Consider the following 23,358-nt stretch of genomic DNA (forward strand, 5'->3'; position numbering starts at 1 on the left):
CTTGGTTTAGATATTCAAAAAAGTTGACGTAAATTTGTTGAAATCGGTTTAAATAAATGACAACATCGGCAGAAATTGCATTACAATTAAAAACGTTGCCTCAGCAACCCGGGGTGTATCAGTACTTTGATAAAGATCAAAAGTTATTGTATGTGGGCAAGGCTAAAAACTTAAAAAAGCGCGTATCATCGTACTTCAATAAGGTACACGATAACGCTCGCTTAAACGTTTTGGTACGCAAAATTGTCACCATTAAGCACATTGTGGTAGCTACCGAAACCGATGCTTTGCTGTTAGAAAACAACCTGATTAAAAACCTGCAACCGCGATACAATATTTTGTTGCGTGACGATAAAACCTATCCATGGATTTGCATTAAAAACGAACGTTTTCCGCGTGTATTCTCTACTCGAAACATGATTAAAGACGGTTCGGAATACTTTGGTCCGTATACCAGCGGGCGCACCCTGCACACCTTGTTAGATTTAATTAAAGAGCTGTATCCACTGCGCAATTGCAATTACGATTTAAGCCCGCAAAACATCAACAACCAAAAGTACAAGGTATGTTTAGAGTACCACATTGGTAACTGTTTAGGCCCTTGCGAAGCGCATGAAAGCGAGGAAGATTACTTGCGTAAAATACAAAACATCCGTCAACTACTAAAGGGTAACTTTAAAGAAAACGTAAAAGACTTTAAACAGTTGATGCTGCATTATGCCGAGGAAATGATGTTTGAGGAAGCGCAAGCCGTAAAAGAAAAGTTGCAGATATTAGAAAACTATCAAGCCAAATCAACCATTGTAAACACTAAGATAAACAACATAGATGTGTTTTCTATTGTATCCGATGAAACCATGGCATACGTAAACTTTTTGCAAATAGCCCACGGGTCGGTGATACGTTCGCATACCTTAGAACTAAAGAAACGATTAAACGAAACCGATGAAGACTTGCTAACCCTTGCAATTGTTGAAATTCGCGAACGTTTTAAGCTGTTAACCAAAGAGGTAATTGTACCTTTTGCTGTTGATTTAGGCGAAAAGATTACCGTAACAATACCCAAGTTAGGCGATAAAAAGCAACTGCTTGATTTAAGCGAGCGCAATGCCCGTTACTACCGATTAGATCAGTTAAAGCAAATAAAGATTGTTGACCCCGATAGGCACGCCAACCGCATTATGGCGCAAATGAAAACCGATTTGCGTTTACATGAAGAACCACGACATATTGAGTGTTTTGATAACTCGAACATTCAAGGTACCAACCCCGTTGCGGCTTGCGTGGTGTTTAAAGATGGTAAGCCCAGCAAAAAAGACTACCGCCACTTTAACATTAAAACCGTAGTGGGACCCGATGATTTTGCATCGATGGAAGAAGTGGTGTTTCGCCGTTACCGTCGTATGTTAGATGAAGGCGAGGCTTTGCCTAACCTAATTATTATTGACGGTGGTAAAGGACAATTAGGTGCCGCCCTTAAAAGTTTAGATGTGTTAGGTTTGCGAGGTAAAATTGCCATTATTGGTATTGCCAAACGCTTAGAAGAGTTGTTTTACCCAGGCGATAGCGTGCCGTTGTACCTAGATAAAAAAAGCGAAACCCTTAAAGTAATACAACATTTACGAAACGAGGCACACCGTTTTGGTATTACCTTTCACCGCAACCAACGTAGTAAAAACGCTATTGATAACAGTCTTACCACCATACCCGGTATTGGTGCCAAAACAATGGAGAAGCTAATGGTTGCCTTTAAATCGATTAAACGCTTAAAGGATACCCCCGAAACCGACATTGCCGCTATTGTAGGTAAAGACAAAGCCCATAAAGTAGTAAGCTTTTTTAAAAGCCAAACGTAAGGGTTTGTTTTATAATTTTTTTATGATTGATCTAATTAAAATAGTTTAAAATTCTGTTGTTATATTTTAATTTTTAATAAACTTTACAGAGCCACCTTCTTCGTTCTTTATAAAATACATTCCGCTTGATAAATTGTTTATATCAATACTGTTATTTCCTGATTTTAATTGATGGGTTGCTACGGTTTTGCCTGTTGCATCTATGATTTGTACATTCATTGCCATCATTGTATTAATGCTAGAAATCTCTATATTTAATATGTTGTTTGCAGGGTTGGGGTAAACAGCTAAAATATTATTTAATACTGTATTAATACCTGCGGAATTTGTAAACTTCATAACTGTAGCTTTATTTATATAAGTAGAACTATTATCCATATAAGCTACATAGGGTTCATTATTATTATTAATTGAAAGCGAGGTTGTTGCCGTATATCCATTAGAAAATCCTGCTGTACCCACAGTAACCCAAAATGTGCCATTATATTTCATAACAGTTGTTTTGTATGTATTTGCCCAATCCTTAAAAGCTACATAGGGTTCGTTGTTGTTATTAAATGCAAGTGATGTATAACTAGCCATTCCTTGAGAAAATCCTGTTACTCCCACGCTTGTCCAATTTGTTCCGTTATACTTCATTAAAGTAGCTTTCTGTCCGTTTGAATAATCTTGATAAGCTACATAAGGTTCGTCATTATTACTAAATGCAAGTGAAGTATAATTAGCGATTCCCTGGGAAAAACCTGTTGAAGGACCAACATTTATCCAATTGGTGCCATTAAATTTCATTACAGTTGCTTTGTAAGAATTTGCAGAATCTTCGTACGCTACATAAGGAGTGCCTGTTTTACTAAATTTAAGAGAAATATCACTTGCTGTTCCTAATGAAAAACCTTCTGTGCCAATTGTAATCCAAGAGGTGCCATCAAATTTCTTAACGGTAAGTTTAGTTGAGTTTCCACCATCTTGATAGGCTACATAAGGTTCATTGTTATTGAATGCAATAGATACATAAACTGCTGTGCCAGTAGAGAAACCCGCTGTACCAACAGTTTCCCAATTTGTTCCGTTAAATTTCATGACAATAGCTTTAGCTAAATTTGTATTGTCTTGAAAAACTACATAAGGTTCATTTATATTGTTAAAAGCAATAGAAATGTGAAAAATAAAAGAAGGAGAGAATCCTTCAAAGCCTACAGTTTCCCAATTTGTTCCGTTAAACTTTTTTACCGTTGCTTTACCTGAATTCGCAATGTCTTTATAGGCTATATAAGGCTGACCTGTATTGTTTAACGCAAGATAAGTATAATGTGATTCTCCAGCAGAAAACCCAGCTTGTCCTACTGTTTGCCAAGTTTGTCCTACTGTATTTAGGGATAATCCTAAAATAATAATTAAATTAGTTACTGCCTTTTGTATTTTTAAATTCATAACATAAAATTTAATATTTTTGTTAATGTAATAAAAATTAAGTTAAATAACTAATATTAATAAAAAACACAATTGTGAATTTTAGATTGAGGTAACATCAATGAGATTTATTCTCTTTAAAACGCTTAAAAGAAACCCCCGAAACCGATATTGCCGCTATTGTAGGCAAAGACAAAGCCCATAAAGTAGTAAGCTTTTTTAAGAGCCAAACGTAGGGGTTTGTTGCCACAGATGCACAGATGTATTAAGGCAATGCTCTGTCCTCCCAAACCATACTCCAAAGTGTATAAGTATAAGAACCGTCACTTCGAGTTTATCGAGAAGTTAACTACAAGTTCTCGACAAGCTCGAACTGACGAAGATTATCAACGTTAAGTATGGTTCATTCTTTTTTGTCATTGCTACGCCAGTTCGAGCAAAGCTCTCGTGCCCGAAGGAATCTCAAAATAAGCATCTTTTCGTCACTTCGAGTAGCGTAATGAAATGAAGCGTATCGAGAAGTTAATAACAAGTTCTCTGCAACCTACACCCAATATGTAACATCTACCACCCCACACCCATCATCTACAATAAAAAAAATGTCTTTTTAGTGTAACGTTTATAAAAAACAACATACTTACCATGTAAAAATAACACAGTACAAAGAGTTGTTTTTAAAACAAATAGTATCTTTAATCGGTTAAAAACGCATACACATGATAGAAATTAAAGACCTTCACAAATCGTATCAAATGGGTAAAAATTCGTTGCACGTACTTAAGGGCATTAACTTTCATGTAAACGAGGGCGAGTTTGTGTCTATCATGGGTAGTTCGGGTTCGGGTAAATCAACCCTTTTAAACATCATTGGTATTTTAGATGAAGCCGATGAAGGTACGTATACCTTAGACCATGTGCCTATTAAAAACTTAAACGAAACCATTGCATCGCAATACCGCAATAAGTTTTTGGGCTTTGTGTTTCAATCATTCAACCTTATTAATTACAAAACCGCTTTAGATAATGTGGCTTTGCCGTTGTACTATCAAGGCATGGCGCGCAAAGAACGTATGGAACGATCTATGCATTACTTAGAAAAAGTAGGCTTGGCTAATTGGGCAAAACACTTGCCTAATGAAATGAGTGGGGGGCAAAAACAACGCGTAGCTATTGCACGTGCGTTGGCATCGGATCCTAAAGTATTATTGGCCGATGAGCCTACAGGGGCGTTGGATACTAAAACATCGTACGAAGTGATGGATTTGATTCAGCAAATAAACGATGAAGGTAAAACCGTTTTGGTGGTTACCCACGAACCTGATATTGCCGAAATGACCAAGCGTATTGTAATGTTGAAAGACGGACAAATAGAATCGGACCGATTGGTAAATCAAATAAGAGCAGCACAGCATGTTTAGTGTAGAGCGCTGGCAAGAAATATTTGAAGGTTTGTTGAAAAACAAACTCCGCACGGTACTCACGGGGGTATCGGTGGCTTCGGGTATTTTTATATTGGTGATACTTTTAGGTGCTGGTAACGGCATACAAAACGGCATACAAAAACAGTTTGAGCAAGATGCGGTGAATCGTATTGCGGTTTGGCCAGGCGTTACTAAGAAAGAATACAAAGGCTTGGGCGTAGGGCGTGAAATACAACTGCGCAATGCCGATTATGATTTGGCTACTACCTTGTTTGCCGATTATATTGATAAAAAGTCGGCTATCTACTCGGTATGGAATGGTAGTATAGTATATAAAAAAGAAACGGGCAACTATAGTGTAGAAGGGGTACACCCCGATTATCAGTTCATAGAGAATGCCTCTATTATAAAAGGGCGCTTTATTAATCAAGCCGATATTCGCAACTATGAAAAAAATGTGATTATTGGCAATAAGGTAGCTACCGATTTGTTTAAACACGGCGAAGAACCTTTAGGGCAACGCTTAAATATTTCGGGTACTATATACAACGTAGTAGGCGTGTATACCGATCCAGGTGGCGAGCGTGAAGAAAGCAGAGTGTTTATACCCATTGCTACAGCACAAAAAACATACAGCGCAGGTGATAGCATCCGTTCTATGTCGTTTACCATGAAACCCAATGCTAATTTTGATGAAGCTTTGGCACAATCAAATGCCTTTTCAAAAGAATTAGAAACCTTACTTAAAACAAAATACAGCATTGCCCCAGATGATGATAGTGCTTTGGTTATTAGCAACTCATTAGAGCAAGCCAAAAACATTTACATTATAACAGGTGGTGTGCAAGCTTTCTTTTGGTTTGTAGGTATCTGTACCATTATTGCAGGTGTGGTAGGTGTTGGTAACATTATGTTGATTATTGTAAAAGAGCGCACTAAAGAAATTGGTATTCGCAAGGCTTTAGGGGCATCGCCTTTATCTATTATAACCATGGTATTGCAAGAAGCCGTTTTTATTACCGTAATTGCAGGTTTTTCTGGGTTGATATTTGGCTTATTGGTGTGGGAGCTGGTAGGACCATCGGTAGAAGCCGATTTCTTTACCCGTCCCGAAGTTGATTTTAACGTAGCTGTTACTACGTTAGTAATATTAGTTGTGGCAGGTGCTTTTGCAGGATTCATCCCTGCGTATCGTGCCGCTAAAATTAGACCTATTGTTGCACTAAGAGGAGAATAGTATGTTTAACAGAGATAAATGGAACGAAATACTAGAGGCGCTTTCTGCCAATCCTTTCCGAACGCTCATTACGGCATTTGGAGTGTTTTGGGGTATCTTTATATTGGTCATCTTACTGTCTGCCAGTCAAGGCTTGCAAAACGGTATTAAGCGCCAAATGGGTGGTTTATCAACCAATACTATGTTTATGTGGGCCAATACCACCTCTAAACCTTATAAAGGCTTACCACAAGGGCGCGCGTTTAATTACAAAAACGGCGATGTTGAGGCTATTAAGCGCAATGTAGAAGGGTTAATGTATGTATCACCACGTAATCAGTTAGGTGGTTTTAGAGGCAGCAACAATGTAGTGCGTGGTACCAAAACAGGTGCTTATAATGTGTATGGTGATTATCCGGAGTTTATCCTGCAACAACCAATGGAAATGTTGCAAGGACGCTTTATTAATTATGGCGATATTGAAAACAAGCGCAAGGTAGCCGTTATTGGCGAAGGCGTAATACGCGAGCTGTATGCACCCGATGAAAAAGTATTGGGATCGTATATTAAAGTGCAAGGTGTTAACTTTATGGTAGTGGGTGTGTATAAAAGCATATCTAATATTGGGGGCGATAAAGAAGAGAGTCAAAAACAATTGTTTATGCCCTTTACTACCTTTCAGCAAGCATTTAATTACGGCGATATTGTAGGGTGGATGGCCATTACAGCAGTTGATGATACGCCTATTACTGATATTAAAGAAAATATATTTGATATTTTAAAGCAACGCCATTCTATTGATCCTAAGGACGACAGAGCCATTGGTCATTTTGATTTGTATCAAGAGTTTAAAAAAATCAACGGATTGTTCTCCATTCTTACTGCAGTATCATACATTGTTGGAATCTTTATTTTAGGATCGGGTATTATTGGTATTGTCAACATTATGTTGATTATTGTAAAAGAACGTACACAAGAAATTGGTATTCGTAGGGCGCTAGGTGCTACCCCTGCAACCATTATCAAACAAATATTAACAGAATCGGTAGTGTTATCAGTTATTGCAGGTATGGCGGGTATCATCTTTGCATCGTTGGTGTTGGCGGGTATTAATTTTGCATTAGATAAAGCACCCAATGCCAATGAAATACCTATTGTAAACCCTAGTGTACATTTAGGGGTGGTAGTAATTGCGCTGCTTATATTGGTAATAGCTGGTTTATTGGCTGGTTTAATACCTGCTATTACGGCTATTAAAGTAAAACCTATTGATGCCTTACGAACCGAATAAAAGTGAGCTTATGAAAAATTTATTAAAGCTAGAAGAGCTGGGTCAGTTTTTATTGGCTATTGTATTGTTTAACCAATTAGAGTACGCATGGTGGGTTTTTCCTCTGTGTATTTTATTACCCGATGTTTCTGCGGTAGGTTATTTAGTAAACCCAAAGGTAGGTGCCTGGTTATACAATTTTTTTCATCATAAACTGGTAGCATTAATTGTTTTGTTTGTGGGATATTGGCTTAGTATACCACTACTTACTTTAGCGGGTATCATTTTATTTGCGCATGCCGCTATGGACCGCATTTTTGGTTATGGCTTTAAGTACTCAGATAATTTTAAACACACTCATTTAGGGTGGATAGGAAATAATAATAATGTTAAACACTAAACCTTCAAACAAACATATATGAAAAAAGGTTGTACCATAAGTATTTTAGTTTTTTTGGCCATTGCTTTTGCAGGCGCTTTGTTTTGGCTGTATCAAAAAAATGCGCAGCCACCTGTGGTGTATGAAACAGAAAAGCCCGAAATACGTTCCATATCTAAAAGTACTGTAGCAACAGGAAACATCAACCCTAAAGAAGAGGTGTTGATAAAACCAAACATATCGGGTATTATTGATGAGGTATACGTAGAAGCAGGCGATTACATTAAAAACGGCGATTTAATTGCAAAGATTAAAGTAGTGCCTAATGTTTCTAACTTAAACTCGGCAAACAATCAAATACAATCGGCAAAAATCGATTTAGAAAACCAAAAGCGCATTTATGAGCGTCAGAAAACCTTGTTTAGCAAAGGTGTTATTTCTGCCAACGATTATGATGCAGCTGAAACAGCGTACAAATTAGCGCAACAAACTTACAGAGCCAGCCAACAAAGTGCCGAAATCATTAGAACAGGTACTACAAGTGGTATGACAAATGTGGCGCAAACGCTTATACGCTCAACCGTATCGGGTATGGTGTTGGATGTGCCTGTTAAAAAAGGAAATCAGGTAATTGAGGCAAACAACTTTAACGAGGGTACTACCATTGCCAGTTTGGCCGATGTTGGGAATATGATCTTTGAAGGAAAAATAGATGAATCGGAAGTAGGGAAGCTAAAGTTAGGTTTACCGTTAGAAATTAGCGTAGGTGCTATTGAAAATGAAAAGTTTAACGCGGTGTTAGATTATATTGCGCCTAAAGGTGTAAATGAAAACGGCGCTATGCAGTTTCCTATTAAAGGTACCTTAGAAAACAAAGAATCTACTTTTATACGTTCTGGTTTAAGTGCCAACGCTTCTATTATTATTGCCAAAGTAACCAATGTGTTAACCCTGAAAGAAGGTTTGGTACAGTACGATGAGAAAACAAAAAAATCGTTTGTTGAGGTTATGGTAAGCGATCAGAAGTTTGAGCGCCGCTATGTTGAATTAGGTGTTAGCGATGGTATTTATGTTGAAATTAAGAAAGGCATCACTAAAAATGATAAAATAAAAGTTTGGAATCAGGTTAAGAAGTAATTGAGTTTCTCTTATCTGCAAGGTTTTAAAACCTTGTAGATATTGATTATAAACCTACAAGATTTATAAATTCTTGCAGGAGAAATGAAAGAAACCAAATCAAGAAGTAAATCTAAATGAACGATAGACGTGAAAAAAACATCTTAAACGGAAAATTCAAACTAATAACCGAAGGCACCGAGTTTAGAATGGCTCTTTGGATTAATGGTTTTGGTATTCAAGATGCTGCAACCAATGAATTTGTTATTCCGTTGTTGCATTCGTTTAATTTAGATCGTTTTGAGGAAGAAGGAGATACCGTAAAAATTGAGTTTAGAATTTACCCTAATGGATCTAAATCCTATCAAGTAGTAATAAATCCGTTTCAAAAAACATTTTGGTATCAAAAACAGTTGTACGCTACCAAAAACTTTGAAGAATTCTTTAGAAATCAATATGCAAAGGACAATCCAAAATAAGCAACAGTTAGTATAATCAACATGAAAAGCATATCAAAAATAATAGCTTTGCTATTTATGAATATTAGTTTTACGCTATTTGCTCAAGATCAGCCTATTCAAGATGGAGAATGGAAAAATTATTATGATAATGGGCAGCTAAAAGAAATAGGGTTTTACAAAAACGGAGAAAAAGAGGGCGAGTGGAAAAGCTATCATGATAATGGATCATTAGAAGAGGTTTCTACATATAAAAAGGGCAGACAAGAAGGTAAGTCTGAAGGATATTATGATAATGGTCGTTTAGCATACATCATGTTCTTTGATAATGGATATAGAAGAATAGGAGAGTTGACACAGTATTACAAAAACGGTCAATTAATGCAAGAAGAGGTCTTTAATAACGATAAGAAAACCTACCAATTAAAGCGTTTTTATCCAAATGGTCAACCAGATTATATAGCTAATAAAGAAGGCATTCATTTTCATGGAGATTATAAAAGCTATTATGAGAACGGTCAGTTGAAAATAGAAGGAGCGTATAATAAAAGCATGCAAATAGGTGTTTGGAAAACGTATTATGAAAACGGTCAGTTAATGAAAAAAGAAACATTCAGTCAAGGAAATCTTATAGATGTAAAAGAATACTCTGAAAACCAAAAATTCGATAGTCAAGAAATGAAAACCGAAAAGTAATGAAAATCATACCAAAAATAGTAACACTTGTGGTGTTGTTTTGTACAGCAAATGCCACCGCACAAAAACAATGGACATTAGAAGAGTGTATAACACACGCTATGCAAAATAACGTGTCTATTGCGCAGGTTGAGTTAGACAATAAATTAGCCGAAGTAGATAAAAAAGATGCATACGGTAACTTTTTACCAGGTGTAAACGCCAATGCATCGCACTCTTGGAATATTGGTTTAAACACTAACATTACCACGGGGTTGCTAGAAAATCAAACCACGCAGTTTACATCGGTTGGTGCTAATGCCAATGTAGATATTTACAAAGGCTTGCAAAACCAAAACCGTTTTAGAAAAGCCAAGTTGGCTATTATATCAGCGCAATATCAGCATTTAAAAATGGAAGAAGATGTAGCGTTAAACGTGGTGAATGCGTATTTGCAAATTTTGTTCAACAAAGAAAATTTAAAAGTACAACATCAGCAATTTAGTGCCGACAGTTTGCAATTGGTTCGATCGGAAGCTTTGGTGGATGCCGGTATGATTCCTCGTGGCGATTTGTACGATATGAAAGCAACCTTAGCTACAGGTAAACAACGCATTATTCAGGCCGATTATGCTTTGCTTGTTTCAAAAATGAGCTTGGCGCAATTGTTACAAATGGAAGATTTTAAAGACTTTGATATTGCCGATGTAGCCTATGAGTTTCAAGCAAACAACATCTTTTTTGAATCGCCAGAAAGTATTTTCAATAAAGCACGTCAAGAACGCACCGAGTTAAAAATAGCAGAAAACAATGTTTTAATGGCCGAAAAGGATGTAGAAATTGCCAAAGGCGCTTATTTGCCATCGTTGGTTGGTTTTTATAGTTTTGGTTCGCGTGTTTCGTATGCTAAAATCCCCGATGGTAAAGGAGGAGAAATGAATCCGCCTGCTTTTTTTGATCAGTTAGATATGTTCAAGGGGCATAGTTTTGGCTTGCAGCTAAACATTCCTATTTTTAACGGATATGCAACACGTAATAATGTAGAGCGTAGCAGAATTAATTTAGAGAAGAATAAATTAGCTATGCAACAAAGTGAGTTAGATTTAGAACGAAACATATACACTGCCTATGCCGATGCTAAAGGTGCAATGGAAACTTACATTGCCACTAAAGAAACATTAAGAGCTAGAGAGGAAGCTTTTCGTTACAACAAAGAGCGTTATGAAAATGGTATGGCAACCGCATTTGATTACAACCAAGCGCAAACATTATTGGTAAACACCCAATCTGATTTGCTACGTGCTAAATACGATTATTTGTTCCGCACCCGCATTTTAGAGTTTTATTTTGGTGTTCCTATTATACCAACTAATGAAAATTAAATAACACAAAACTTCTGTTTTTATAACAGAAGTTTTTTAATTTAAACCAATCTTAAAAGTGTCTGTTTTTTTCAGTATTTTTGAGAAAGTAAGTAGTGCTTATCAAATCATCAAAAACTATGTTTCGATTTATTTTTGGACTCTTTTTATTCTTAAATGTTTGCTTTGTAGTAAAAGCACAAGAAACCAATCGTCCCAAAATAGGTTTGGTATTAAGTGGTGGTGGTGCCAAAGGTTTTGCACATATTGGTGTGTTAAAAGTGTTGGAAGAGCAAGGCGTAAAAATCGATTATATTGGTGGTACCAGTATGGGGGCTATTATTGGCGGTTTGTACGCATCGGGTTATACAGCCAATCAGCTAGATTCTATCTTTAAAACGGTTGATGCTGATGCTTTACTTCAGGATTACATCCCTAGAAACTCAAAATCGTTCTACGAAAAACAAAACGATGAAATTTATGCCATTCAACTCCCTTTTGATGATTTCAAAATAGGCGCGCCTGTATCGCTATCAAAAGGCATGTACAATTACAATATGCTTAATCGTTTGTTGGCACATGCGCGTTATCAAAACGATTTCTCTAAATTGCCTATACCTTTTCTTTGTATTGCTACCGATGTTGTTACAGGGCAGCAAGTAATTCTGGAAAAAGGTAATTTGCCGCAAAGTATTTTGGCAAGTGGCGCTTTTCCATCGTTATACACGCCTGTTGAAATTGATGATAAATTGTTGATTGATGGCGGTGTGGTGAACAATTATCCTATTGCCGAAATTAGAAACAAAGGCATTGATATCATTATTGGGGTTGATGTGCAAGACGGTATGAAGGATAAATCGAAAATTAAAGGAGTTACCGATGTTTTAATGCAAATTGCCAACTATGGTATGTACCGAGGTATGGATGGCAAACAACTAAAAACAGATATTTACATTAAACCCGATATTGCAAATTTCTCAGTAGTTACATTTGATAAAGGATCCGAAATTATTGCTAAAGGAGTAGAAGCTGCTTTAAAGGAACTACCAGAAATAAAAAAAATAAGTTCTAATTATTATAAAAAACCTTTGCCAAAATATGTTATAAATGATACTATTCATATTCATTCTGTAAAGGTGAACCCTTTAAAAAGCTACAATAAAGATTATGTGTTTGGTAAATTAGGGTATTTTAAGCAAGAATGTGTGCCTTTTAGTAGGTTAGAGGATGGAATAACCAATTTAAATGCAACACAGAATTTTAGTGGTATTAATTATCATTTTGAAAAAGGAGAAGAAGGCGATGATTTGATATTAGATTTAAAGGAAAATACAACTAACACATTCTTAAAGTTTGGGTTGCATTTTGATAATCTCTACAAAAGTGCTGCTTTAATAAATGTTACGCACAAAAAATTATTGTTTAAGAATGATGTTGCTTCGCTTGATTTTGTCTTTGGCGATAACATACGCTATAACTTTAATTACTTTGTAGATAACGGTTTTAGGTGGAGTTATGGTGCCCAAAGTAGGTTAAACAAGTTTAAGTACAACATAAAACCGTATGAAACCGATGTTGTAGCACCTCAATTTTTAGGATTAGATGTTTTTAACGCAGATTGGGTTGATTTATCCAACCGTTTGTATTTGCAAAATTATTACAACGATAAGTTTTTAATTGGTTTAGGTTTAGAACATAAATATCAAATAGTGGATATTACTAACGTTAAGCTAGAACGCAACTGGTTAGATAATAGTCATTACTTAAGTACGTACTTCAATGTAGTTTTAGATACGTATGACAATAAGTACTTTCCAACAAAAGGAGTCAGTTTTAATGCCGAAGTAAAACATATGTTTTTATCATCAGATTACAACAAGAATTTTGAACCTTTTACACAGATTAATGGTGAGTTAGGTGTTGTGAAAACATTTGCTAATAGGGTTTCCGTAGAATTAAAGGCCGATATTGGTGTAACCATAGGTAGTACGCCATCTATTAACTTAAATTATTCTTTTGGTGGTTATGGCTTTCAGTCTATATCAAATGTAAAACCTTTTTACGGATATGATTTTTTAAGTGTTAATGCCAACTCTTATCTAAAATCACTTTTGCGAGTTGATTATCGTTTTTACAAAAGACATCATTTAAATGCAACAGCTAATTTTATGTACTTAAAAAATGCTATGTTTCAGTATAATGATTGGTTAGAACTTCCTATTAATTCAGGCTACGCTTTAGGATACGGTTTTCAAACTGTTATAGGTCCTATTGAAATTAAACAATCCTATTCGCCCGAAATTAAAACCCATTACACTTGGTTTGGTATTGGTTTTTGGTTTTAAATTACCTTTTAGTAGCATATTTTGGTTAAAATTATGATATCTCCAAAAAATTGTTTTTATATTTGTTAAGTATGAAAATATGGCATGGACTATTATCGCAATTAAAATACTTCATTAAACGAAATCCGGAATGAGGTAAAGCATAACTATGCTTTTTTGTTAAATCATTTAAAGAAATAATGTATGCCCTTATACCATAAATTAGGAAATATTCCTCCAAAAAGACATACCCAATTCCGTAAACCAAACGGCGATTTATACTACGAACAATTGTTTGGTACTATTGGTTTTGATGGTATGTCAACCAATTTATATCATGAGCAACGCCCAACACAAGTAAAAGAAATTAAAGGTTCTTACAGTGTTAAGCCAAAAATTGCACGTGCTAATAATATTCAATCGTATCGCTTTAGAGGATTTCAGGTACCACAAATACCCGATTTTTTAGAAAGTAGAAAAGCAGTTTTAACCAATAGTGATTGTACTATTACATTGGCTGCGCCTACTAATAAAACACAAGATTATTTTTATAAAAATACCGATGCCGATGAATTGATTTTTATTCACAAAGGCACAGGTAAATTACGTACCATTTTAGGTAATTTAGATTTTAAATACGGCGATTATTTGCTAATTCCTCGTGGTATTATCTATAAAATTGATTTTGATACAGACGATAATCGTTTGTTTATTGTAGAATCGCGCAGACCTATTTATACCCCTAAACGCTACCGTAACTGGTTTGGTCAGTTGTTAGAGCATTCGCCATTTTGCGAACGTGATATCCGCAGACCGTATGAATTAGAAACGAACGATGAAAAAGGAGAGTTCTTAATTAAAGTTCGCAAGCAAGACGAAATTTTTGATATGGTATACGCAACGCATCCTTTTGATGTTGTTGGTTACGATGGGTACAATTATCCTTATGCGTTCTCTATTCACGATTTTGAACCTATAACAGGTAGTATACACCAACCGCCACCGGTGCATCAAACTTTTGAAACAGATGCGTTTGTAGTTTGTTCTTTTGTGCCACGTATGTATGATTATCATCCAGATGCAATTCCTGCACCATACAATCACAGTAATATCGATTCTGATGAGGTTTTGTATTATGTAGATGGTGATTTTATGAGCAGAAAAGATATTGCGCCAGGACACATTTCTTTACATCCAGCAGGTATTCCACACGGACCGCACCCTGGTACAATGGAAAAAAGTATAGGGCAAACCCGTACCGAAGAATTAGCTGTTATGGTAGATACGTTTAAACCTTTAATGGTTACCGAAGAAGCTATGAAAATTGCCGATGAGCAATATTACCAATCGTGGTTAGATTAAGAAATAGTAGATGCATCAAAATAAATTACCTGCCGATCCAAGTTCATTAACATTAGGAATCATTGCATTATGCATAGGAGTTGTTTTAGGTTGTTGTGGCTTTTCTATTATAGGAGTAATCCTTTCAATAATTGGGCTATTAAGTGCTAATAAAAGCTTGCAACAATTTGATCTTAACCCTAATATGTATTTGCTTAACAGTAAAAATAATGTAAGCACTGCAAAAGTAATAAACATTATTGCGCTAATAATCAATGGGGCAATTACACTGTTTTTTGTAGCTTATTTTATTATTTACGGTACAGTAATGCTTTCAATGTTAAGTTTTTTAAAAAATATAGATCAAAAGGAAACAACCCAAGAGCAGTATAATTATGATGAAGAAGATGTTGCAAATGAAACAGATTCTATCAACAATGAGGCAGACTCTATTTATAATTACCAAGATTCTTTGAATCAAGAATAAAATAACAACAATAACTAAATAATTAAATTATGTCACAAGAATTAAAATCTGTAGAATACGGATTAGAAAAAATATTTGAAGGAGCACAAGACTTTTTACCAATTTTAGGAACAGATTACGTAGAGTTTTATGTAGGTAACGCTAAACAAGCGGCGCATTACTACAAAACAGCTTTTGGTTTTCAATCTGAGGCTTACTCAGGTTTAGAAACAGGAGTACGTGATAGAGCTTCTTATGTAATTAAACAAGACAAAATTCGTTTAGTACTTACAACGGCTTTAAACTCAGAATCTCCAATTGGTGAGCACGTAAAAAAACACGGTGACGGAGTTAAAGTGGTAGCGTTATGGGTAGAAGATGCGCGTTCTGCTTACGAAGAAACTACAAAACGTGGAGCAAAATCTTTTATGGAGCCTACTGTTACTTCTGATGAAAACGGTGAAGTAGTACAAGCTGGTATTTTTGCTTACGGTGAAACAGTATTTATGTTTACAGAGCGTAAAAACTACAACGGTTTGTTTATGCCAGGTTACGTTAAGTGGGAAACAGACTACAACCCTGCACCAGTTGGTTTAAAATTCATTGACCACATGGTAGGAAACGTTGGTTGGGATCAAATGAACGTTTGGGTTAAATGGTTTGAAGATGTATTAGGTTTTGTTAACTTCTTATCTTTTGATGACAAACAAATTACAACAGAATATTCTGCTTTAATGTCTAAAGTAATGGCAAATGGTAACGGAAGAATTAAATTCCCTATCAATGAGCCTGCTGAAGGAAAGAAAAAATCGCAAATTGAAGAGTATTTAGATTTTTATGAAGATGAAGGTGTACAACATATTGCCGTTGCTACAGATGATATCTTAAAAACAGTTGCCGATATGAAAGCACGTGGAGTTGAGTTCTTATCTATTCCACCTCAAAGTTATTATGATGCTATTCCAGAACGTTTAAAAGACCACATGGATAAATTCAAAGAAGATATCAATGAATTACAAAAATTAGGTATCATGATTGATGCTGATGAAGAAGGATATTTATTACAAATCTTCACAAAACCAGTAGAAGATCGTCCAACATTATTCTTTGAAGTAATTCAACGTATGGGTGCTCGTGGTTTTGGTGCAGGTAACTTTAAAGCGTTATTTGAATCAATTGAAAGAGAACAAGAAAAGAGAGGAACTCTTTAAAAATCTGCTTTTTAAGTATATTTAGTTAAACTTATGTTAAACACCAAATAGTGCTTATTAATGCAAAATAAAAACCTACCTTTGCACTCGCAAAAACAAAGTTATATAGCTTTGTTTGAGTGTAATAAATTTTTCATAATTTATAGTTTTTTGGTTGGTTAATAGCATGAAAACTCAGTCGGTTATCGACTGGGTTTTTTTGTTTTCAATTAACTTTGGAATAAATTTTGTTTTGTATCTTTCCAAAAAATTGAACTGTGTTATGAATAAAATAATAATAACTTTTACATTGCTTCTAATGTCCTTTGTGGGCTTTGGTCAATCAGCATTCAAATCGGGCGAATATTTTAAATTTCAAGTATCTTATGGCTTTATAAATGCAGGTATTGCTACATTAGAACTTAAAGATGCTACTTATAATGGCAAAAGTGTTTTTCATGCAAAAGGCTATGGTTATACTACAGGTGTGTCTAAAACCTTTTTTAAAGTGAAAGATGATTATCAAAGTTATTTTGATAAATCAACAGGGCAACCTTATCGTTTTGTTCGAAAAATTCAAGAAGGCGGTTATAATCGCAACCAAGAAGGCTTTATTGATTATAAAAGCAACACCGTTTTGTTGAAAGATCACAAAACAAACACAGAACGTACTTTTAATGTGCATTCCAAAATTCAAGATGTAATTTCATCGTTTTATCATTTAAGAAATCATGAAAAGTTAGGATCAATGAAAGTAGGGGAAACCTTGCAAATTGATATGTTTTTTGATGATGAAATCTTTAAATTTAAACTAAAATTTATGGGTTATGAGAAAATTAAAACTAAATTTGGAACGGTAAATACAATGAAGTTTCGTCCGTACGTACAATCTGGACGAGTTTTTAAAGAACAAGAAAGTTTAACTATGTGGGTTTCAAACGATGAAAACCGTGTGCCTATTAAAATTCAGGCAAGTTTATTAGTAGGTTCTTTAAAGGCGGAGTTAATTCAATACAAAAATTTAAAAACCCCTTTGAAAGTTGTAAAATAATGGATATTTCAAACGAACGTCAACAAAAAATACAAAATTTAGAAGAAAAATTTAATAAAATTGATCAAAAACTAGATACACATTTAGAAGGTTTATTGTGGCAAAAACCAATTACATATTGGGATTACATTCAAACCGATGCGCTTCTTAGTTTGCAAACACAACGCACTACACTACCAGATGAAATGGTTTTTATTATGTATCATCAGGTAAACGAGTTGTTGTTTAAAATGATTTTATGGGAAATTGAGCAAGTTTCTTACGCAGAAAATTTAACTACAGAATTTTTTACAGAACGTTTGGGTAGAATTTCACGTTATTTTGATATGTTAACAACATCGTTTACCATTATGCAAGATGGTATGGATGTAAAACAATACATGAAATTTCGTAACACATTAACACCAGCAAGTGGTTTTCAAAGTGCGCAATATCGTTTGGTAGAGTTTGCTTCAACCGATTTAATTAATTTGATTGATGCACGCTACCGTGAAAATATCGACAGAAACACACCTTATGAACATGCATTTGAGCATTTATATTGGCAAGCTGCAGGTAAAGATTACAAAACAGGAAAAAAATCATACTTAATTAATGAATTCGAGAAAAAATACAAGAAAGAATTCATTGATTTTATGCAAGAATACAACACCTTAAATTTATGGCGTAAGTTTAAGCAGTTACCAGAATCAGATCAACAAAACGAAAGTTTACGTGAAGCGATGCGTCATTACGATAAAACAGTAAATATTACTTGGGTAATGGGGCATTTTAATGCAGCTAAAAAATACATTGAAAGTGAATCTGGACCGCAAGAAGCTACAGGTGGAAGTGATTGGAAAAAATACATGTTGCCACAATACCAACGTCGTATTTTCTTTCCAGAATTATGGAGTGAAGAAGAATTAGCCAATTGGGGTAAAGACGCTTTGTAAATGAAAAGCTATCAACTTATCATATCATTATTTTTAGTAATTTTTATTTCTTGCAGTAAAAAAGAGAAAGAAGTAGCAATTGCTGAAGCAAAACCTAAGAAAGAAGCAGAAATAAAACCTGAATTTGCTTATGGTTTTTCTTTAAATGAATATCACGTAGAGCGTGATACGATTGAACGAGGTGATAATTTAAGTTTGATATTAGCACGTCATAATTACGATGCTACCGAAATACACGATATTGTAGCCAAAGTAAAAGATTCTTTTGATGTGCGAAAAATGAAGGCTGGTAAAGCTTTTACATTACTAAAGTCTAAAGAAACCATTCCTAAGTTAGAAGTTTTGATATATGAACCTGATCAAGCAGGTTTTCAAGTGTTAGATTTTAGAGATTCTATTCACGCTTACACGGTTAATTACCCTGTTTCCTATAAAGAGAAAACAATCGCAGGTGAAATTAACGGATCTCTATCTGCTTCTATTCAAAACGAAGGATTAGATCCTGGTTTAGCAGCCGCATTGGCAAAGCGTTTTGCATGGACTATTGATTTCTTTAAATTTGAACGAGGTGATAAATTTGCCATTTCAGTTCGTGAAAAGTACATCAATGATTCTATTTATGTAGGAACCGAAGAAATTTTAGGCGCTTATTTTGAATACAAAGGAAAAGATGTTTACGGTTTTCCGTATAAAAGAGCAGGTGAAAACGAAGCGCAGTTTTTTGACGAAAATGGTCAGCAAATGCGCACCATGTTTTTAAAATCGCCTTTAAAATACTTTACCATTACATCAAAATTTTCTAAAAACAGATTTCATCCTGTTCAAAAGCGTTTCAAAGCACATAACGGTACCGATTACGCAGCGCCTCATGGCACACCAATCATGACAACCGCATCGGGCGTTGTTATAGAAACTGGCAGAACATCAGGTAATGGTAATTATGTAAAAATAAAGCACGATGGTATGTACACCACACAATACCTTCACATGTCTAAAATCTTAGTTCGCCGAGGGCAAAGTGTAGCACAAGGGCAAACAATTGGTAAAGTGGGAAGTACAGGTTTAGCAACAGGCCCACATGTTTGTTATCGATTTTGGAAAAACGGCGTACAAGTTGATCCTTTAAAGCAAAAATTACCTACATCGTTAATTATGGATAAGAGTGATTTGCCTAACTATTTAGCACAAATCAAACCTATTAAAAAAGCAATTGACGATAAAATTCAAGAAAAATTAGAAAATTAATGTCATTACCAAAAAATAACCCTACAGAAACACAAGCTTGGCAACAGTTAAGAGATCACTTTTACAAAATGCAATTTGTAAAAATGCAAGAGTTGTTTGCAAGTGAAACAGACAGAATAAAAGATTTTACCATTTCTTGGAATGATTTCTTAGTCGATTTTTCTAAAAACAGAATTACAACTGAAACGATAAATTTACTTTGCAATTTAGCCGAAGAAGTACATTTAAAGCAAGGTATAAATGCTTTGGTAAATGGCGAAGTGATTAACGAAACCGAAAACCGCAAAGTATTACATACAGATTTACGAAAATCAAAAGAAACACGATCTACAGATGTTGCCGCAGCATTAAATCAAATGCGTGTTTTTACTGAGAAAGTTATTTCGGGTACTTTAAAAGGAACAACAGGTAAAGCTTTTACTGATATTGTGAACATTGGTATTGGCGGGTCCGATTTAGGACCAAAATTAGTAACAGAATCATTAGCCGATTATAAAAATCATTTGAACATTCACTACATTTCAAACATTGATAATGATAGTATTGCCTGTTTAAAACAAAAATTAAATCCCGAAACTACGCTTTTAATTGTGGTAAGTAAATCGTTTACTACGCTTGAAACCATTAGCAATGCCAATATCTTTAAAAATTGGTTGCTTACAAATAATTTAAAAACGCAAGATCATTTGGTGGCGGTTTCTTCTAATAGTACAGAAGCTGTTAATTACGGAATTGAAGAAGGAAACATTTTTCCGATGTGGGATTATGTAGGTGGAAGATATTCTTTATGGAGCACCGTTGGTTTATCAACAGCTTTATCAATAGGTTATCATCAATTTGAAGAATTATTGGAAGGTGCTCATGAAATGGATCAGCATTTTATCAACGCGCCTTTTAAAGAGAACATTCCAGTTGTATTGGCGCTTTTATCTATTTGGTATAATAACTTTTATTGTTTTGAAACTGAGGCAATTATTCCTTATGTTGATAAATTAAAAATGTTACCAGCATACCTTCAACAAGTTATCATGGAAAGTAACGGTAAAAATGTTGATCGCTTAGGTAATCATGTAAACTATGAAACAGGAACTATTGTTTGGGGAGAAGTAGGCACCAACTCGCAACACGCCTTTTTTCAGTTGTTTCATCAAGGAACCAAAATAATACCGACCGATTTTATTGGTTTCATCAATCCATTCTATCCAAGTGATTTGCATGATTTATTAATGGCGAATTTCTTTGCACAAACCGAAGCGTTGATGAATGGTAAAGAAGGCAAGTATCATGATAACGATATGCCTGATGCAAATGCTGTTTACAAAGAGTTTGCAGGTAACAGACCATCAAATACCTTTTTAATAAACAAATTAACACCTAAAACTTTAGGTAGCTTATTGGCTATGTATGAGCATAAAACTTTTGTGCAAGGATTTATTTGGAACATTTACAGCTTTGATCAATTTGGGGTTGAGTATGGAAAAGTTTTAGCCAATAATATTAAAGCTGAACTACAACAAAACAGCATTAAAGAGCACGATTGTTCTACCTCATTTTTACTAAACTATTATTTACAAAATAAAAACGCCAACTAATTAGTTGGCGTTTTCTTTACTATATAACCTTCTGTTTCAAGAATGTTTAATAAAGAGTCTTTATGAATTCCTTTTTTAGAATTGAATCGGATATCGAAATCTTTTATAAGTATTTGATATTTGTTTTCCGAAACTTCCATTGTTTCTAAAATTTCTTTCGCAGAAAATTTAGACGATTCTAATTGATAAATGGTATCATGATTAAGGGAATATAAAATTGTTTTATCGTCTAAGTTTAATACTGGCTGTTTGATTTCTAATTGAAATCTATCGTTCTTCATTTCAACTTTTTTAGATATTGTAAACATTTCTGGATTAGAAAATACAATGGCTGAAAAATTCCAAAAAGCATGAAAAGCAAATCCCATCCAAAAATTAAAACGAACGCGTAAAAAAGTATTGATAAAGCCTGTTACAAATTGTGAAAGAGTTAAAAAAGGAATTAATAATATAAAGAAATAACCATCAAATTTGTAGTTGTTTCCATGCGCTAAAGCAAATGTGATAACAGATAAATAAACGAATTTAGAAAAATAACGATTCCATTTTTCTTCAGAAAATAAATCCATTAGAAAACCTTTTCTTCTTAAGCCTAATCTAAATACAACTTCTTCGAGAAAAGGTTGCGTAATAACAGCAATCAAAAATAATGTTATTGGATTATAATCTAAATCGTCAAATTTATGTTTTAATGGATAGAATTCATTAATAAACAATACCAATCCAGAAAAGGGAATAGTAAAAAGTATGTTAAAACCAAGCAACGTAAAAAGTACTTTCCATTTGTACTTCTTATCTGTTCCACTATATTGTTCATCTTTTGGTTTTTTAATAAAATGCCAAAAATCAAGTAAAATGTTTTTCATAATTATGTTTTGGGCAAAAATAACTTTTTAAAACAAACTTCCTTGTATTTCCTTTGGTTTTCCTAATAACGGAAAATGTTGGTATAAATCAAATTGACGAGTTTGTTCGTTGAACTTTCGTAAAGTTAAATGAGCAACAAAAAACGAAATATCTATTTCTTGAAACATTTGCTTTGCAACCATTAATTGATCATTGTTTAAACGCCTGCCAATAGTTAAATGCGGCGTTGTGTTGGTTATGGTCTTTTTTATTGAAGTTGATTCTTTTAGCACGGTTTTCATTTCATTTGCCATTAACAAAGAGGTTTCTGTATTAGGTTTAATATAAAAAGCACCATTTTCAAACGAATCAAACGCATCGCAAGTCATCTCAAAAGGATTTATTTCAGAAGCTATTCGTTCTAATTGCTTGCAAAATTGAGATTCATTAGCAGCTTCTTCCAAAAATTCGAATAATGTAAAATGCGCCAATGAATTTTTGCTATTAAACCATCCAATTTCGTCACTTAAACGCAATTTCATTTCTTTAATTAACGCAATTGTTTGCGCATCTGGCATAAAAACAACCGAATATTTGTTCATTTCATTATTTTTTTCAAATATCGCAATAACCTTCTAATTAATATATTAAACATGGTTTTTAATAAAATAATTGCGAATTTTTAAATAACTTTACAGCTTAGAAACAATTTTAAAAATGAACAACACACTTAAAGTTTCTGTAAATAAAGAACATAACTTTGATTTTACAGAAGAGCAAATGTTAGCTGTTGATGCAGTTAGCTTAGATCAAAAAAACTTTCATGTGTTACACAACAATACTTCGTATCATGCTGAAGTTGTGAACACCGATTTCATCAACAAAACATATACTGTAGTTGTAAATAACAACGAATATGTAGTGTCTATTGCAAACCATTTAGATCAATTGATTAAAGAAATGGGCTTTGAAGTAGGTAAAGCAAAAGTAGTGAACGCCATTAAAGCACCTATGCCTGGTTTGATTTTAGAGATCAATGTAGCTGTGGGTCAAGAAGTTCAAGAAGGAGACAATTTATTGATTTTAGAAGCAATGAAAATGGAGAACAGCTTTGATTCTCCTCGTGCGGGAGTGATCAAGTCTATCGCTGTTGAAAAAGGACAAGCAGTAGATAAAGGCCAATTATTAATTGAATTCGAATAATCA

General features: G+C 34.4%; 21 protein-coding genes. 18 read left to right on the forward strand and 3 right to left on the reverse strand.

The window, feature by feature from the left end:
- Positions 1 to 56: 56 nt before the first annotated feature.
- The gene (uvrC, locus tag H1R17_RS04800) at positions 57 to 1,856 is read left to right on the forward strand and encodes an excinuclease ABC subunit UvrC (RefSeq protein WP_163431607.1); all 1,800 of its coding nucleotides are present in this window, start codon (positions 57 to 59) and stop codon (positions 1,854 to 1,856) included.
- A gap of 66 nt (positions 1,857 to 1,922) precedes the next feature.
- On the opposite strand, the gene H1R17_RS04805 is transcribed toward uvrC, so the two are convergent.
- Complete coding sequence (locus H1R17_RS04805; protein ID WP_163431608.1) at positions 1,923 to 3,287, reverse strand: T9SS type A sorting domain-containing protein; 1,365 nt, start codon at positions 3,285 to 3,287, stop codon at positions 1,923 to 1,925.
- Positions 3,288 to 3,982: 695 nt separating this feature from the next.
- Here H1R17_RS04805 and H1R17_RS04810 point away from each other — a divergent pair.
- From H1R17_RS04810 to pgi, 16 genes are all read left to right on the forward strand, one after another.
- Entirely contained in the window at positions 3,983 to 4,684 is a 702-nt protein-coding gene (locus tag H1R17_RS04810; RefSeq protein WP_163431609.1) for an ABC transporter ATP-binding protein, read from the forward strand.
- Positions 4,677 to 5,924 carry an ABC transporter permease gene (locus H1R17_RS04815; protein WP_163431610.1) on the forward strand — a complete coding sequence of 416 codons (1,248 nt, stop codon included), beginning with the start codon at positions 4,677 to 4,679 and terminating at the stop codon, positions 5,922 to 5,924. The genes H1R17_RS04810 and H1R17_RS04815 overlap by 8 nt, the downstream gene beginning before the upstream one ends.
- 1 nt (position 5,925) lies before the next feature.
- Positions 5,926 to 7,194 (forward strand): ABC transporter permease, encoded by a 1,269-nt coding sequence (locus H1R17_RS04820; protein ID WP_163431611.1) that lies wholly within the window; start codon positions 5,926 to 5,928, stop codon positions 7,192 to 7,194.
- A gap of 10 nt (positions 7,195 to 7,204) precedes the next feature.
- Positions 7,205 to 7,573 carry a DUF4260 domain-containing protein gene (locus H1R17_RS04825; RefSeq protein ID WP_163431612.1) on the forward strand — a complete coding sequence of 123 codons (369 nt, stop codon included), beginning with the start codon at positions 7,205 to 7,207 and terminating at the stop codon, positions 7,571 to 7,573.
- Positions 7,574 to 7,591: 18 nt separating this feature from the next.
- The gene (locus tag H1R17_RS04830) at positions 7,592 to 8,689 is read left to right on the forward strand and encodes an efflux RND transporter periplasmic adaptor subunit (RefSeq protein WP_163431613.1); all 1,098 of its coding nucleotides are present in this window, start codon (positions 7,592 to 7,594) and stop codon (positions 8,687 to 8,689) included.
- Between the two features lie 116 nt (positions 8,690 to 8,805).
- Complete coding sequence (locus H1R17_RS04835; protein ID WP_163431614.1) at positions 8,806 to 9,147, forward strand: hypothetical protein; 342 nt, start codon at positions 8,806 to 8,808, stop codon at positions 9,145 to 9,147.
- Positions 9,148 to 9,168: 21 nt separating this feature from the next.
- Positions 9,169 to 9,822, forward strand: a complete 654-nt coding sequence (locus H1R17_RS04840; RefSeq protein WP_163431615.1) for a toxin-antitoxin system YwqK family antitoxin — start codon at positions 9,169 to 9,171, stop codon at positions 9,820 to 9,822.
- Positions 9,822 to 11,183: a TolC family protein gene (locus tag H1R17_RS04845; RefSeq protein ID WP_163431616.1), complete on the forward strand. Its 1,362-nt coding sequence runs from the start codon at positions 9,822 to 9,824 to the stop codon at positions 11,181 to 11,183. Before H1R17_RS04840 ends, H1R17_RS04845 begins: the two co-directional genes overlap by 1 nt.
- Positions 11,184 to 11,302: 119 nt before the next feature.
- Positions 11,303 to 13,507: a patatin-like phospholipase family protein gene (locus H1R17_RS04850; RefSeq protein WP_163431617.1), complete on the forward strand. Its 2,205-nt coding sequence runs from the start codon at positions 11,303 to 11,305 to the stop codon at positions 13,505 to 13,507.
- Positions 13,508 to 13,690: 183 nt separating this feature from the next.
- Positions 13,691 to 14,848, forward strand: coding sequence for a homogentisate 1,2-dioxygenase (locus H1R17_RS04855; protein ID WP_163431618.1), 1,158 nt, complete (start codon positions 13,691 to 13,693; stop codon positions 14,846 to 14,848).
- A gap of 10 nt (positions 14,849 to 14,858) precedes the next feature.
- Positions 14,859 to 15,314 carry a CCC motif membrane protein gene (locus H1R17_RS04860; protein WP_163431619.1) on the forward strand — a complete coding sequence of 152 codons (456 nt, stop codon included), beginning with the start codon at positions 14,859 to 14,861 and terminating at the stop codon, positions 15,312 to 15,314.
- A gap of 29 nt (positions 15,315 to 15,343) precedes the next feature.
- On the forward strand, positions 15,344 to 16,504 hold the full coding sequence (hppD, locus tag H1R17_RS04865; protein WP_163431620.1) for a 4-hydroxyphenylpyruvate dioxygenase: 1,161 nt from the start codon (positions 15,344 to 15,346) through the stop codon (positions 16,502 to 16,504).
- A 262-nt stretch (positions 16,505 to 16,766) separates the two neighbouring features.
- Entirely contained in the window at positions 16,767 to 17,534 is a 768-nt protein-coding gene (locus tag H1R17_RS04870; protein ID WP_163431621.1) for a DUF3108 domain-containing protein, read from the forward strand.
- Positions 17,534 to 18,469, forward strand: a complete 936-nt coding sequence (locus H1R17_RS04875; RefSeq protein ID WP_163431622.1) for a tryptophan 2,3-dioxygenase family protein — start codon at positions 17,534 to 17,536, stop codon at positions 18,467 to 18,469. Before H1R17_RS04870 ends, H1R17_RS04875 begins: the two co-directional genes overlap by 1 nt.
- Positions 18,470 to 19,714: a peptidoglycan DD-metalloendopeptidase family protein gene (locus H1R17_RS04880; protein WP_163431623.1), complete on the forward strand. Its 1,245-nt coding sequence runs from the start codon at positions 18,470 to 18,472 to the stop codon at positions 19,712 to 19,714.
- Complete coding sequence (gene pgi, locus H1R17_RS04885) at positions 19,714 to 21,306, forward strand: glucose-6-phosphate isomerase (RefSeq protein WP_163431624.1); 1,593 nt, start codon at positions 19,714 to 19,716, stop codon at positions 21,304 to 21,306. Before H1R17_RS04880 ends, pgi begins: the two co-directional genes overlap by 1 nt.
- Here the strand turns inward: pgi and H1R17_RS04890 are convergent.
- Together H1R17_RS04890 and H1R17_RS04895 are read right to left on the reverse strand one after the other, a co-directional pair.
- The gene (locus tag H1R17_RS04890; protein WP_163431625.1) at positions 21,303 to 22,172 is read right to left on the reverse strand and encodes a CPBP family intramembrane glutamic endopeptidase; all 870 of its coding nucleotides are present in this window, start codon (positions 22,170 to 22,172) and stop codon (positions 21,303 to 21,305) included. The genes pgi and H1R17_RS04890 overlap by 4 nt on opposite strands.
- 27 nt (positions 22,173 to 22,199) lie before the next feature.
- Positions 22,200 to 22,754, reverse strand: a complete 555-nt coding sequence (locus H1R17_RS04895) for a 2'-5' RNA ligase family protein (RefSeq protein ID WP_163431626.1) — start codon at positions 22,752 to 22,754, stop codon at positions 22,200 to 22,202.
- A 115-nt stretch (positions 22,755 to 22,869) separates the two neighbouring features.
- On the opposite strand from H1R17_RS04895, the gene H1R17_RS04900 reads away from it, so the two are divergent.
- Positions 22,870 to 23,355 carry an acetyl-CoA carboxylase biotin carboxyl carrier protein subunit gene (locus H1R17_RS04900; protein ID WP_163431627.1) on the forward strand — a complete coding sequence of 162 codons (486 nt, stop codon included), beginning with the start codon at positions 22,870 to 22,872 and terminating at the stop codon, positions 23,353 to 23,355.
- Positions 23,356 to 23,358 lie beyond the last annotated feature (3 nt).

It is taken from the genome of Flavobacterium sp. xlx-214 (genome assembly GCF_013874595.1).
Taxonomy (GTDB): Bacteria; Bacteroidota; Bacteroidia; order Flavobacteriales; family Flavobacteriaceae; genus Flavobacterium.